We start from the raw sequence: 14100 nt of genomic DNA on the forward strand, positions 1-14100 counted from the left end.
GATCATCCTTTCAGCGCGTGGGCCGTCGGGCTCGCGCCGTAACGTTCTTTCAAAGCTTTGACAACCAGGGCCATCTTCATGCTGAGCGAGCCCTTGACTGTGATGGCATCGCCGGGGCGAACCGTCATGCAGACGGCATCGACCAACTCGGCGGAGGTCTCCACATGGGCCGCGACCTTGGCCTTCGGCAAAGCATCGACGAGATTTTTCATCAAGGGACCAGCCGCGAACAGCAGGTCGATCCTGTTCGACTCGACCGCCTCCGCGAGTTCCGCGTGCAGGCGCGGACCCGTCTCGCCTAATTCCTTCATGTCGCCCAGGACAACGATCCGCCGCGCGCCGCGGCCGAGTTCGACTGCGCCGAGATTGGCGAGCGCCGCGCGCATGGAGGCCGGATTGGCGTTGTAGCTCTCATCGATCAGCAGAGCCTCGCTGTCGCCGATGGCGAGGATGGTCCGCTCGCCGCGTCCGACCGGAGGCTTCAGTTCGGCGAAGGCAAGCGCCACGAGCGCGAGATCGGCGCCGAGCGCATGGGAGGCCGCAAGCACGCTCAAGGAATTCAGCGCGATGTGCCGGCCGGCCGTGCCGATCTTGTAGGTCAGGGGCTGGCCGAAGACCGTGGCGTCCACGACCGAATGGTCGGGCTTCACGATGATGCGGTGAGCGCGAATATCTGCCGCCTCGTGCTCGCCGAAGGTGATCACACGGCCCGCCGCGGATGCGTAGGCATGGGCGTGCATGCGCTCGAAATAGGCATTGTCGCGGCCGATGACCGCCGTGCCGCCTGGCTCGAGGCCGGAGAAGATCTCGCCCTTGGCATCGGCAATGCCCCAGAGCGAAGGAAAGAACTCGATATGGACCGGCTCGACCGTGGTGATGACTGCCACATGCGGACGGACCATGCCCGTCAGCGGCAGGATCTCGTGTGCATGATTCATGCCGATTTCGAATACGCCGAAAGTGGTCTCACGTGGCATGCGGGCAAGCGTCAGCGGCACGCCCCAATGATTGTTGTAGGAGGCCACGGACGCATGGGTCGCGCCCTGGCGTGCCAGCGAGAGCCGCATGGCCTCCTTCGTGCCGGTCTTGCCGACGGAGCCGGTGATCGCGACGATCTTCGCGTCGGTGCGCTTGCGCGCGGCGCGACCCATCTGACGCATGGCCTCGAGCACGTCCGGCACGACGATGAGTCTGTCGGAGTCTTTGAGGGCAGGAGCCTTTTCCTCGGACACGACTGCAGCCGACGCGCCCTTCTCCAGGGCAGTCGCCACGAAATCGTGCCCGTCATGCACATCGCCCTTGATCGCGAAGTAGAGATCGCCCGGCTCCAGGGTGCGCGTGTCGATGGACGCACCCGTAGCCTGCACAAAGCCGCCGCCGAGGCGGGCACCTGTGGCGGCTGCGATCTCATCCGATGTCCAAAGGGGCGAATTCATCCCTGCCTCTCCGCGATGGCCGCCCGGACCTCGTCGTGGTCCGAGAACGGCAGGGTCCGGTCGCCGATGATTTGGCCCGTTTCATGGCCTTTGCCAGCGACGACCAGAATATCGCCTTCCCGAAGCTCGTTCACGGCTGTGCGGATCGCCTCAGCGCGATCTCCGATCTCGCGGGCGCCGGGCGCATCTTTCATGACTTCGGCACGAATCGCAGCCGGATCCTCGGAGCGAGGATTATCGTCCGTGACGATGACAAGATCCGCCTTGTCCGAGGCGATGCGTCCCATGAGCGGACGTTTTCCCCGATCCCTGTCGCCGCCGCAGCCGACGACGCAGACGAGGCGTCCCTTCACGAAGGGGCGCAGGGCATCGAGCACATGAGCCAGAGCATCGGGCTTGTGGGCGTAATCGACGATGCAGATGGCTCCATCCACCTCGCCCACCTGCTCCAGGCGGCCGGACACGCCTTTCAGAGTCTTGAAGCCCTCAAGCACCTCGGCTGCCCTGCCCTCGCCTTCGACGGCGAGAACGAGGCCCGCGGCGACGAGAGCATTCTCGACCTGGAAGGCACCCAGCAGCGGCAATCTCGTCCGGACGGTTGTCCCAAAAGCCTCGACGGTCAGTGCCTGTGTGAAACCCTCCGCGCGGGCTTCGACGAGACGGATCGTCTCGCCCGTGCTGCCGGTGGTGAAGAGTTTCAGGCCGCGATTGCGCACACCATCCAGAAACACGTCCGCATAAGGACCGTCCACATTGATGACGGCGGGTGCATTGCCTGGCAGCAGGGTATCGAATAGGCGCATCTTCGCCTTGGCATAGGCCTCGGTCGTGGCGTGATAATCGAGGTGATCACGGCCGAGATTGGTAAAGCCTGCAGCCTGCAGGCGCACGCCATCGAGACGGCGCTGGTCGATGCCGTGCGAGGAAGCCTCCATGGCGAGGCGCGTAACGCCGTCGTTCGCCAGGCGGTCGAAGCTCTCGTGCAGGGAGATCGGGTCCGGCGTCGTCAGCGAGCCATAGGCCGCGCCATCCGACGTGATGATGCCAAGCGTGCCGACGCTGGCGGATTTGTAGCCCAGATGGGCGAAAAGCTGGCGTGTGAAATCGGCCACCGAGCTCTTGCCGCTCGTGCCCGTAACGGCGACGACCTTCTCCGGCTGCTTCGGATAGAAGCGTGCAGCCGCCAGAGAGAGCGCCCGGCGGACATCGTTGACCTGCACATAGGCGACATGGCCCGGCAGATCCGACGGGCGTTCCGCTTCGCCGACAATGGCGACTGCTCCGGAGGTCACCGCCTGCGGCACGAAGCTCATGCCGTCCACCTTCGTGCCCGGCACGGCAAAGAACAGGGAGCCCTGCTCAACCTTGCGACTGTCGGAGGCGATCTTCGAAATAGCGAGAGGGGCATGCTCATGCCCCTGCGCTTCAGCCATCAGATCGCCGAGATGCATGCTACTTGCGCTCATCGGTTGCTGCCCCAGGCGCCGAGGCGGGACATGAGCGGGAACGGCTGCGCCGGCGGCTCGAAGCGCGGCGGCACGCCGAGCAGCGGCGCCACGCGCTCAATGACGTTGCCGGTCACGGGGCCCGCGTTCCAGCCTGCGGTCGAGAAGCCATAGGTGCCTTCAACCGCCTGCGGCTCATCCATAATGGTGAGGAACACGTATTTCGGCTTGTCGGCCGGCACCACCGCCGTGAAGGTGGTGAAGTTCTTGTTCTTGGCATAGCGGCCGTTGATCACCTTCTCGGCGGTGCCGGTCTTGCCACCCACGAAGAAGCCCGCGATGGAGGCGGAGCCCGCCGAGCCTTCCGGCGTCGATGCGTTGAGACGCATCACATAACGCATGGCCTCGCTCGTCTCCGGCTTGAGCACCTGAAGGGCATTCTGCCGTGCTTCGGCTTCGGTACGCTTCAGGAAGGTCGGCTTGATCATCACGCCGCCATTCACCAGCGCGCCGACGGCCATCAGCGCCTGAAGCGGCGCGACTGCGAGGCCGTGGCCGAAGGCGATGGTCATGGTGTTGAGTTCGCCCCAGCGTGGCGGGACGATCGGCAGGGCGTTCTCAGGCAGTTCGGTCTCGAGGCGCGAGAGCTGGCCCATCTTGCGCAGGAAGGCCTTATGGCCCTCGACGCCGATGCCAAGCGCCATGCGCGCCGTGCCGATGTTCGAGGAATGCACGAACACTTCCGGCGTGGAGAGCACGCGGTGCGTGGCGTGGTAGTCGCCGATGGTGAACTTGCCGTAGCGCAGCCCGGAGCGCGCATCGAAGGTCGAGTTGATGTTGTACTTGCCGGAATCGAGCGCCATCGCGACCGTGAGGGCTTTGAAGGTCGAGCCCATCTCGAACACGCCGACATTGATACGGTTGATCCGATCCTTTTCGAGCGCGTCGACCGGATTGTTGGGATCGTAGTCCGGCAACGACACGAGAGCGATGATCTCCCCCGTATTCACATCCAGGACCGTACCTGCGGTAGCCTTGGCCTTGAACTTCGCCATGCCCTTGGCAAGCTCGTCGCGAAGCGCATGCTGCACACGCAGATCGAGAGACAACTGGATGGGCTTCAGGTCGGCGGCAGAAATGTTGAAGCCCGCGCCGTTGAGGTCCTGCAGACCCATGCTGTCGATGTATTTCTCGATGCCGGCGATGCCCACATTGTCCACGTTGGCGAAGCCGAGCACGTGTGCAGCGGCCTCCGCGTTCGGATAGACGCGCTTGTTCTCCGGCAGGAAGCCGATGCCAGGAATTCCGAGGCGATGCACTTCCGCCTGCTGGCGTGGCGTGATCTCGCGCTTGACCCAGACGAAACCCTTCCTAGTGCTGAGCTTGTTGCGCAGGTCCGTCGCGTCGAGGTCGGGCAGCACGGCGGTCAGGAGCTCGACCGCCTCGTCCTTGTCGACGATGTTGCGCGGCTCGGCGAAGACGGAGACCATCTTCACGTCGGTGGCAAGAATTTCGCCATTGCGATCGACGATGTCGGGACGGGCCGCGGAAATTTCGGACGAAGCGGCGCGGCGCACTTCGCTCGTGTTCTCGCTCGTGACCGCAAGATAAACCAATCGACCGCCGATGAGGCTGAACAAGCCGACGAAGCAGGCCGCAGCGAGACCCACGCGCGACGTGCTCTTGTCATGGCGCAGGCGAAACAGCTCTCGGGCGTGTCCGAGCACGCCCCGCTTAATGTGTCGCGCGGAAAAGCGGCTCCGGCTTTCCGCATCCAGCGATGCGTCACTCAAAGGCGCGAGCACTGCATCGGTTCCGAAAGTGGTGTCCACTATTGGATCCGATGCTCTATGGGGAAGGCTCTTACCCTGCCATTCGGTTTGGGGCTCTTGCAACACGAGGCTCACCGTTTCGGGGTTTGGGTCGTCGGGGTGCGGGCGTCCGAATTCTTGTCCTTCGGCGTCGATGTGGGCTCGAGAAGCCCGAGCGCCTCGAGCTTGCGGCCGATCTCGTCCTCACGTGAAGGACGGTTCGGCAGGTCGGACAAGCGCGCGAGCTGCTGGATCTTCAAGGGCTGCAGATCGAGATGCTTGTCGGCCGCTTCCTGAAGTCGGTCAGGGCGGTCGAGATACTGCCATTCCGCCTGCAGCACCGCGATGGCCTCACGCTCGCGCTGCAACTTGGATTTCAGCTTCGCCACCTGCTCGGCATAATAGAGCGTGTCGTACTTGATCGAATAGGCATAGCCTGCCGATGCGATGAGAGCAGAGATCGCGATAATGTGGAGCAGCCGGATCATCGGCGCCCTCCCCGTTTTTCAGCCGTCTGCGGCAACTCGGCCAGCATGGTGATGGCGCTCAAAGGCTCCTGCGGCGGCGTGTCCGTGCGCGCGCCAGCCCGGAGCTTTGCCGAGCGTGCCCGCGGATTGCGCGCCATTTCCTGGTCGCTCGGCCCCACAGGCCCCCTGGTGATCGCATCGAAAGTAGGCTCAGGTGCGGCGGCTGTCGGCAGATGGCGCGAGCCGGTAGCGGCGCGCCCGGTGCGGGCCGCGAAGAACTGCTTCACGATGCGGTCTTCGAGCGAATGGAACGTGACAACCACAAGACGGCCGCCGGGCTTCAGAATGCCCTCGGCTGCGTGCAACGCGCGCACCAGCTCGCCGAGCTCGTCATTGACCGCGATGCGCAGCCCCTGGAACACACGGGTGGCCGGATGAATGCCGCTGGGCTCCTGGCGGATCAGCGAGGCGACGAGATCGGCCAGCTGACGCGTGGTCTCGAACGGCTGGCGGCGGCGCATCTCGATGATGGCGCGCGCGACCGCGCGGGCGCGCCGCTCCTCGCCGTAGTGATAGAAGATGTCGGCGAGCTCGGCCTCGGAGGATTCATTGACGAGATCGGCCGCGCTTGGGCCGCTCTGCTCCATACGCATGTCGAGCGGGCCGTCATTGCGGAATGAGAAGCCGCGCTCGGCCTGATCGAGCTGCATGGACGACACGCCGATGTCGAGCACGACACCGTCAACGCTCTCAAAACCCTGTGCGCGCGCGACCTCGTCGAGATCGCCGAAGCGACCGGAAACGAGCATCAGACGCTTCTTGAATTTGGCCGCAAGGGAAGCTCCGCCAGCGATCGCATCGGGATCGCGGTCGATGGCAATGACCTTGTTCTGGGGGTGTCCATCGAGAATGGCGCGCGTATATCCACCCGCGCCGAACGTGCCGTCGATGAAAGCGCCGCCGCGCGTCACATCGAGCGCTGTGCCAACCTCCTCCAGGAGAACAGGAACGTGACGGGACGGTCCGCCAGCGGCTCCGGCTCCTGGGCCGTCGCCGCGTCCCATCATCGTTCCCGCACTCCTGGTGAGGTATTCTGCACTAACCTTGGCTCCACAACTCGGCTGCTCAATGCTTTCTTCAGGTCTCGGACCTTCGTGCGCGCCTCCTCCAGGTGCGCACGGAAGCGCTCGGGCTCCCAAATCTGGAACTTGTGACCGAGTCCGACGAACGTCACCGTATCGCCGATCCCGGCATGCACTTTTACCGTATCCGTCAGGATGACACGCCCCTCCGGATCGACCTTCAGAATCTCGCTTGTCCCGAACAACGCCGTCGACAGCTGATCCCGCTCGTCCGAATAGGGCGACAGCGTCGACAAGAACGCATCGATCTCGTTCAGAAGCACGTTGCCGCCTGCGTCCAATGCCTGCGCGTCCAGCGCCGGATGTACGTAGAGCCCCTCGAATCCATCCTTGGCCAACACGGCCCGGAAGGATGCGGGGATCGAGACGCGACCCTTCGAATCCAACTTGTTGGTGAAATTGGACACGAAGCGGTTCATTGGCCGCAGCTCGCACGCTCCTGATTGTCAGCCCCCAGGCGGATCTTGAGGATCCACCACCCGCAGTCGGTGGTGACGCTACTTCCCGAAGCAGAACGCCAGCATTTCTTGAGTGCTTGACGCTCCCTTCGGAAGACACCGTCGACGGGATGGTTTGGGATAACATGGGATAATATGGGCGTCAACGGAACGGAGGTCGAGGACACGCCTCATGGCATGCACTCCCCATGAGACGCATTTACAGTTAATGAATCGTAAGCGGAGCAACGGTTTGCTCCGCTTTCTTACAAAATCGGGCCTGTGGAAAGATGGGGTCAGCCGGCCTGTAAGCCGGGTTCTGTAGGGCCCAAAGTCTAAGACCTTGGACGTGGCGACCATTCCTCTGGGACGATCATTGCTGACCGCCTCAAGCAACCAACCCGGACGACGAGCCTGGAAGCAGGCCTGGCGCGAACGCCTGTCGTCCCTATTCGGTTTTGCTCCTGGTGGGGTTTACCTTGCCGTCCGCATTGCTGCGTCCGCGGTGCGCTCTTACCGCACCCTTTCACCCTTACCCCGTATACGGGGCGGTCTGCTCTCTGTGGCACTTTCCCTAGGGTTTCCCCCGCCGGACGTTATCCGGCACCTTGCTTCCATGGAGCCCGGACTTTCCTCCCCGAGCTAGGCTCGAAGCGGCCGCCTGGCCGGCTGACGATGGGGATGTGGTGCCAAACGCCCCCTCACGTCAAGGGTCCAGCGCATAGCGCGGAAAAGTGGCTCCGGCTTTCCGCACGATGCGCCACTCAGGAAGAAGCATCCGAGATTCCCAAAAGTTAGAACCCTTTGGACCCGATGCCCTAGTCGGCCGCGGCCGTAATCACCTGCACCTTGGCGCAATAGGCGCGCGAGGCACCCGTCATGGTCTGCGTCCGGTGACCGAACTGATAGCGCAGGATGGTGCCGCAGGTATCGCCGCCGGCGAGCTTGTAAGCCTTGGCGAGATACTTCAAGCCGTAGCGGAGATTCGTTTCCGCATCGAGAAGACCCGCAGCCAAGCCCTGATAACCGAGCGATTGCGCGGTGCGGAAATTGATTTGGGTCAGGCCCATGTTCGGGCCGTTGCGAGCGCCGGCATTGTAGCGGCTCTCGAGCCGAACGACGGCATCGGCCAGTTCGTACGGCAAGCCGTTCTCGGACGCGTAGCGGGTGATGAGCGGCTTGAGAGCACTGCCACGAACGGCATCGGACTGCCGGAGCTTCAGCTTGGCGTCCGCCGGGGTTGAAGGAAGGGACGCGGTCCGGTTGCCGGCCTCCTCTTCCTCGGATTGAGCGGCGGCCTGGACTGCCAGCTTGGACTGGGATTTGCCGTCCTGAGCTCTGTCAGCCTTGGCCGCGACGGCAGCGTCCTTCGGCTTCTTCTTGTCCGAGCCCTTGGCAGCCTTCGCGGACTTCTGGGCATCGGCCGCTTCGGCAGTCTCTTCCTCCGCCACGGCTGCAGCCTCGGCGGCCGCAGCACGTAGGAACACCTCGGCCTTGTCGGGGGAAATGACGTTATCGGCATTTCCTCCTTCAGCCCGCGCTTCCGCGGCCAGAATCAGCGCCGCCGCACCGAGAAACGCAATCGCGAGGGTTCTGAGCAGATGTTGCCAAGTCAAACCGATACTCCAGCCGGCACAAATCGGAAGGCGCGGTCGGTGACGGCCAAATAAGGCTAAGATGAGGCGCTTCAGGCCGCATATTTGTTCAGAATACGTTCAAGCCTGAGCGTGTTCCCTCTGCATTGCATGGCTTTGCGGGCTCGATTCTAGCCTTTGGCAAATTTGGAATTTTTTCGACAGCTTATTGGGAATGGGGAGGAACTCTTTCCCTGTCCGGGAGTTGGCGACAGCGTAAGGTCAAGCTAAACAGGAATGGGCAGCCTACCGCCCGCTCAACAACAGGGAAGCCTCCATGAAGAAGATCATGACAGCCATTGCCGCCGGTGCCCTCACCCTCTCGATGGCAGCCTGCAATACCCCCGGCGAGCGCGCAGTCGGCGGCGCTGCAATCGGCGGCCTTGCTGGTGCGGCCATTGGCGGTGCAGCCACAGGTCGTGGCAGCGGCGCTCTGGCGGGTGCGGCCATCGGTGCTGCCGGTGGCGCAATGGTCGGCGCAGCAACGACTCCGGCTCGTCCGGCTTGCCCCTACGGCACTTATCAGGATGTCTACGGCAACGTTTACTGCCGCTGATCGCGCATCCGAGATCGAATTTAAGGGGTCGGGACATTCCCGGCCCCTTTCCTTTTGCCCGCACTTGAGCGTACGACTACTCTCAAGATGATTCAGTCGATTTGGGGTAAGTTGGGTGGTGCCGGCATCGGGCTCGCATTGGGCGGACCGATCGGTGCTCTCATGGGTGGTGTGGCCGGCCACGTTCTCATTGATCGGGAGGGCGCTCCTTTCGGGAAGCCGCCGCGCGACGTGCTATTCACCATGGGTCTCGTCGCGCTCGCTGCCAAAATGGCGAAGGCCGACGGGGTCGTGGTCGATGTCGAGGTCAGGGCCTTCAAGCAGATCGTCGAGGTACCGGAAAGCGAGCACGACAAGGTGGAGCGTCTGTTCAACCTCGCTACACAGACCTCAGACGGTTTCGAGGCTTATGCCCGCCAGATTGGCGACGCCTTCAAGGAAGAGCCTGCCCTGCTCGAGGATGTGCTCGACGGCCTGTTCCATATCGCCAAGGCGGACGAGGCCATCCATGAGGCGGAGTACGCCTACCTTAAGGATGTGGCGACGATCTTCGCCTTCTCGGATAAGGATTTCGAGCGCATCGCCGCCCGGCACGTCAAGCGCGCGGACGATCCCTACCTCATCCTCAAGGCCGACCGAGGCATGAGCGACGAGGAGTTGAAGCGGCACTACCGCAGGCTCGTGGCTGAGAACCATCCCGATCGGGAGATCGCCCGCGGGCTGCCGCCCGAAGCGGTGAAGATCGCAACCGAGCGCGTGGCCACCATCAACGCCGCCTGGGAACGCATCGCTGCCGAGCGGAACCTCAGGTGACGGCATGAGCGCTCTGTCCCCGGAGAGCCCGGTCGCCAGCAAGGTGTTTCCGTCGCCCAACCACGGGGAGCGCAAGGATGGCCAGCGCCCCAGCATGCTCATTCTCCACTACACGGGCATGCCGGACGAAGGCGAAGCCCTGCAGTGGCTGTGCAATCCGGTGTCGCAGGTTTCCGCCCATTACTTCGTGTTCGGCGATGGGCGCGTTCTCCAGCTCGTGCCGGAGATGCGTCGGGCCTGGCATGCGGGCCTCTCCTCCTGGGACGGGGAGGCCGATATCAACTCCTGCTCCATCGGCATCGAGATCGCCAATCCCGGCCATCCGGGCGGCCTGCCGCCCTACCCCGACGCGCAGATCGAAAGCGTCGCGGCCTTGGCCAAGGATATCGTCACCCGCTGGCGCATTCCGGCAACCCGCGTTCTCGGCCACTCCGACGTCGCCCCCGGCCGCAAGGTCGATCCGGGCGAGCTGTTTCCCTGGCCGCGCCTGCACGAGGCGGGCGCCGGCCACTGGGTTGCCCCGTCCGCCATGAGCGACGGCCGCTTCTTCTCGCGCGGCGACCAGGGCATGCCCATTGAAGCCCTGCAGGCGATGCTCGCCATGTACGGCTATGAGGTGAAGATCAGCGGTGTCTTCGACGAGGACACGGAAAAGGTGGTTTCCGCGTTCCAGCGGCATTTCCGGCCCGAGCGCGTCGACGGTGTCGCCGACGCCTCCACCATCATGACCCTGCGCAACCTGATCGCCGCGCGGCCCCAGACTGCCGCATGACAAAGAGTTAACTCGCAACACTATAGGAAATCGGCCACAATCGGCCCTCATGACATTCCCTGTCTTGCAGAGGGTTCTTCGGTGCGTCGCGTCTGGTTGTGGTTGATCGGCATTTTCCTTGTGGCAGGGACCGCTGGCTTCGTGCTGTGGAAGCCCACGGGCGGCAACGCCTCCGATCGGGCCTATCGCCTCGGCGTGGTGGATCGCGGCCCCATCACGGCGAGCGTCCGCGCGACCGGCACGCTCAACCCCGTCACGACGGTTCTGGTCGGATCACAGCTCTCCGGCCAGGTGGTCGAGATCCTTGCCGACTACAATACGCCCGTGAAGGAAGGCCAGATGGTGGCCCGCCTTTACGCCGAGCAGATCAAGGCGCGCCGTGACGCGGCCCTGGCGGATCTCGCCCAGGCGAAGGCCGATCTCGACACCAAACGCGCGCAGATCGACAAGGCACGTTCGTCCCAGCAGCGGTCGGAGGCACAGGCGGACGATCTTCAGGCGCAGCGCGACCGGACCCAGGCGCAACTCGCCGAAGCGCAACGCAATCTCGACCGGCAGAGGGAGCTGACCACCCGTGCGGTGGGAACCCAGACGGCGCTGGAACAGGCCGGAACGCAGGTCGACATTCAGAAGGCGAACCTCGTTGCGGCCGAAGCGCAGATCGCCTCCAACAAGGCGGAGCTGGAAGGTCTCAAGGCGGACCTCGCCCTGGCCGAAGCAGGCGTGAAATCGGCAGAGGCGGTCATCCTTCAGCGGCAGGCGAAGCTGAAGGACATCGAGATCGATCTCGCCCGGACCGAGATCAAGTCCCCGGTCGATGGTGTCGTGGTGAAGCGCGACATCGAACTGGGCCAGACCGTCGCCGCCTCGCTCTCCGCACCGACTCTGTTCACCATCGCGCAGGATCTGCGAGCGATCGATATCTACGCCAATATCGACGAGGCGGATGTGGGTCGTCTCAGAGACGGGCAGAAGGTTACCTTCACGGTCAACGCCTATCCGAACCGCACTTTCGAGGGTAGCGTTCGCATGGTCCGCCTGGCTGCGCAGACGGTGCAGAACGTGGTCACCTATACGGCGGTCATCGGCGTGAGAAACCTGGACCAGGCACTCCTGCCCGGCATGACGGCGAACCTCCAGATCGTCACGGATGAGCGCGAGGACGTGCTGCGCATCCCGAATGCGGCTTTGCGCTTCCGGCCATCCGCTGCTGTCGAGTCAAGTGGGCCGAGAAGCGTCGCGCAGGATGGCCAGACGCCGAGACGGCGACCGCGTCAGCAGGAGGATCAAGCCGCAGGCAGCGAGGGACGGAGCGCTGCGCCCGAGGGCCAGGGTCTGCAGCGGCGGGCACGCAGCGAACAGGCTCAATTCATGCCGGACGAAGGAACGCGCGCGCGCATCTACCGCGTCGGACAGGACGGCAATCCGCAGGCGGTGCCCGTGCGCTTGGGCGTCACCGACGGCGCCTATACAGAGATCATCCGTGGCGATCTGCAGGAAGGTGCGGCCATCATCATCGGAGCGCAGCGCTCCGACGCGGCGGAGGAGACGAACGGCTCGGCCGCCAACCGCCGCCCGCGCCCGCCACGCATGTTCTGAGGAGCATCCAGTGGCTCTCATCGAAACGCGCGATTTGAGACGTGTCTATGAACTCGATGCGGGCCGCGTCGTAGCGCTCGACGCCGTGTCGCTCGACATCGAGAAGGGCGATTTCGTCGCCGTGATGGGCCCGTCCGGTTCCGGCAAATCCACCTTCATGAATCTCATCGGCTGTCTCGACAAACCGACCGGAGGCCACTATCGGCTCGCCGCCACCTCCGTCGAAAGCCTCGACGCCGACGGGCTGGCGCGGCTGCGCAACCGCGAGATCGGTTTCGTCTTCCAGCAGTTCAACCTGTTGCCCCGCATCGATGCGTTGAGCAACGTCGAGCTCCCGATGATCTATGCGGGCTTCGACCGCAGGACACGCCGTGAACGGGCCCTGCATGCGCTCGGCCGTGTTGGCCTCGCCGAGCGGGCGCATCACCGCCCGATGCAATTGTCGGGTGGACAGCAGCAGCGCGTCGCGATTGCGCGCGCGCTCGTCAACAGCCCGAGCCTGCTGCTCGCCGACGAGCCCACCGGTGCCCTCGACAGCCGCACGGCCAACGAGATCATGGCCCTGTTTCAGGAACTCAACCGCGAGGGCGTCACCATCGTGCTCGTCACGCATGATGCCGAAGTTGGGCGCCACGCACGTCGCCTCGTGCGCTTCCGGGACGGCAGCGTGATCGAGGATCAGCGCCAAACACCCGTCGATGCACGCGCTCTCGCACGGGAGGCTGCGGAATGAGACTGATCGAGGCCATCCGCTCCGCCCTGTCCGCCATCGTGGCGAATGCCCTGCGCAGCCTGCTCACGATGCTCGGCATCGTCATCGGCGTGGCCGCCGTCATCGCCATGGTGGCGATCGGCTCGGGCGCACGCAATCTCGTCGACAGCCAGATCCGATCGCTCGGTGCGAACCTCGCCATCATCACGCCCGGAAACGTAACACAGGGCGGCGCAAGGCTCGGTGCGGGCGCGTCTTCATCGCTCACGGATGAAGACGCGGAGGCCATCCGCCGCGAGGTCGACGGCGTGGTCGCAGCAGCACCCTTCGTGCAGGGCGGCACGCAAGTAGTCGCGGGCGGCAGCAACTGGGGCACGCGCATCTACGGCATCGATCTCGACTGGTTCTCCGCGCGCGAATGGGACGTCGCGAGCGGACGGACCTTCGATCCCGAGGAGATCCGCCGCGGCGACATCGTCATCCTTCTTGGCCAGACGGTCGCCCGCAACCTCTTCGGCGAGGACGACCCCATCGACCAGGTCGTGCGCGTGCGCAACGTGCCCTTCCGCGTGATCGGCGTCATGGCGCCGAAAGGCCAATCGGCCTTCGGGCAGGATCAGGACGACGTGATCTTCGTGCCGCTCGACGCTGGCCGCCGCCGTGTGATCGGACGCAACTATGCCAAAGACAGATCCGTAGGCTCGATCTTTGTCAAATTCGCCAACGAGAGCGACATCGAGCCTGGCATTGAGACCACGACGGAACTGCTGCGCCAGCGTCATCGCATCAACGGCGAGCAGGAGGACGATTTCTCGATCCGCAACCTGACGGAGATCGCCAACACCGCGTCTACTTCCGCAAATACATTGTCCATGCTGCTGGCCGCCGTCGCGGCGGTCTCGCTGCTGGTCGGCGGCATCGGCATCATGAACATCATGCTGGTCTCGGTGACCGAGCGCACCCGCGAGATCGGCCTTCGCCTCGCCGTCGGTGCGCGGCCTCGCGACATCCTGAGCCAGTTCCTGATCGAGGCGACGACGCTGTCCACCATTGGTGGAGCGCTCGGCATCGGTCTTGGCGCAGGAGCCGCCTACCTCGTAGCGCAGCTCGCCGGCTGGCCTTCGCTCGTGTCGACGAACGCCATCATCATTGCGGTTGGCTTCTCGGCACTCGTGGGGATCTTCTTTGGGTTCTACCCCGCGCAGCGCGCCGCGAAGCTCGATCCGATCGAGGCGCTGCGGCGGGAGTGACGCTCCATTGTCATTCCTGGCTGCGC

The 14100-nt window shown here is 64.2% G+C and carries 13 protein-coding genes and 1 other RNA gene; 6 read left to right on the forward strand and 8 right to left on the reverse strand.

All coding sequences use genetic code 11. The annotated features are described in order from the left end of the window. Nucleotides 1–2: 2 nt before the first annotated feature. From ACD578_RS14180 to ACD578_RS14215, 8 genes are all read right to left on the reverse strand, one after another. Complete coding sequence (locus ACD578_RS14180; RefSeq protein WP_404285929.1) at nucleotides 3–1436, reverse strand: UDP-N-acetylmuramoylalanyl-D-glutamyl-2,6-diaminopimelate--D-alanyl-D-alanine ligase; 1434 nt, start codon at nucleotides 1434–1436, stop codon at nucleotides 3–5. Next, nucleotides 1433–2887, reverse strand: coding sequence for a UDP-N-acetylmuramoyl-L-alanyl-D-glutamate--2,6-diaminopimelate ligase (locus ACD578_RS14185; RefSeq protein WP_404293848.1), 1455 nt, complete (start codon nucleotides 2885–2887; stop codon nucleotides 1433–1435). Before ACD578_RS14185 ends, ACD578_RS14180 begins: the two co-directional genes overlap by 4 nt. Before the next feature lie 11 nt (nucleotides 2888–2898). After that, a complete protein-coding gene (locus ACD578_RS14190; RefSeq protein WP_404285931.1) occupies nucleotides 2899–4713 on the reverse strand; it encodes a peptidoglycan D,D-transpeptidase FtsI family protein in 1815 nt (604 codons plus the stop codon). Nucleotides 4714–4784: 71 nt separating this feature from the next. Then, nucleotides 4785–5180, reverse strand: a complete 396-nt coding sequence (locus ACD578_RS14195) for a hypothetical protein (RefSeq protein WP_152709923.1) — start codon at nucleotides 5178–5180, stop codon at nucleotides 4785–4787. After that, nucleotides 5177–6226, reverse strand: coding sequence for a 16S rRNA (cytosine(1402)-N(4))-methyltransferase RsmH (gene rsmH, locus ACD578_RS14200; protein ID WP_152709925.1), 1050 nt, complete (start codon nucleotides 6224–6226; stop codon nucleotides 5177–5179). Before rsmH ends, ACD578_RS14195 begins: the two co-directional genes overlap by 4 nt. Next, the gene (mraZ, locus tag ACD578_RS14205) at nucleotides 6223–6720 is read right to left on the reverse strand and encodes a division/cell wall cluster transcriptional repressor MraZ (RefSeq protein ID WP_404285934.1); all 498 of its coding nucleotides are present in this window, start codon (nucleotides 6718–6720) and stop codon (nucleotides 6223–6225) included. Before mraZ ends, rsmH begins: the two co-directional genes overlap by 4 nt. A 310-nt stretch (nucleotides 6721–7030) precedes the next feature. Beyond that, an RNA gene (gene rnpB / locus ACD578_RS14210) (RNase P RNA component class A) lies at nucleotides 7031–7411 on the reverse strand. A gap of 145 nt (nucleotides 7412–7556) precedes the next feature. Then, entirely contained in the window at nucleotides 7557–8354 is a 798-nt protein-coding gene (locus ACD578_RS14215; RefSeq protein ID WP_404285936.1) for a transglycosylase SLT domain-containing protein, read from the reverse strand. A gap of 295 nt (nucleotides 8355–8649) precedes the next feature. Between ACD578_RS14215 and ACD578_RS14220 the strand changes: the two genes are divergently transcribed. The 6 genes from ACD578_RS14220 (at nucleotide 8650) to ACD578_RS14245 (ending at nucleotide 14074) form a co-directional block, all read left to right on the forward strand. Then, on the forward strand, nucleotides 8650–8928 hold the full coding sequence (locus ACD578_RS14220; protein WP_152709932.1) for a glycine zipper domain-containing protein: 279 nt from the start codon (nucleotides 8650–8652) through the stop codon (nucleotides 8926–8928). Between the two features lie 87 nt (nucleotides 8929–9015). Beyond that, complete coding sequence (locus tag ACD578_RS14225; protein WP_404285938.1) at nucleotides 9016–9741, forward strand: TerB family tellurite resistance protein; 726 nt, start codon at nucleotides 9016–9018, stop codon at nucleotides 9739–9741. 4 nt (nucleotides 9742–9745) lie between these two features. Continuing rightward, on the forward strand, nucleotides 9746–10513 hold the full coding sequence (locus ACD578_RS14230) for an N-acetylmuramoyl-L-alanine amidase (protein WP_404285940.1): 768 nt from the start codon (nucleotides 9746–9748) through the stop codon (nucleotides 10511–10513). An 81-nt stretch (nucleotides 10514–10594) separates the two neighbouring features. Further along, entirely contained in the window at nucleotides 10595–12112 is a 1518-nt protein-coding gene (locus ACD578_RS14235) for an efflux RND transporter periplasmic adaptor subunit (RefSeq protein WP_404285942.1), read from the forward strand. Nucleotides 12113–12122: 10 nt separating this feature from the next. After that, nucleotides 12123–12845 carry an ABC transporter ATP-binding protein gene (locus ACD578_RS14240; RefSeq protein ID WP_404285944.1) on the forward strand — a complete coding sequence of 241 codons (723 nt, stop codon included), beginning with the start codon at nucleotides 12123–12125 and terminating at the stop codon, nucleotides 12843–12845. Further along, complete coding sequence (locus ACD578_RS14245) at nucleotides 12842–14074, forward strand: ABC transporter permease (RefSeq protein WP_404285946.1); 1233 nt, start codon at nucleotides 12842–12844, stop codon at nucleotides 14072–14074. Before ACD578_RS14240 ends, ACD578_RS14245 begins: the two co-directional genes overlap by 4 nt. Nucleotides 14075–14100: the final 26 nt, after the last annotated feature.

Source organism: Microvirga sp. RSM25 (genome assembly GCF_044784385.1).
In the GTDB taxonomy this organism is placed as follows: Bacteria; Pseudomonadota; Alphaproteobacteria; order Rhizobiales; family Beijerinckiaceae; genus Microvirga; species Microvirga tunisiensis.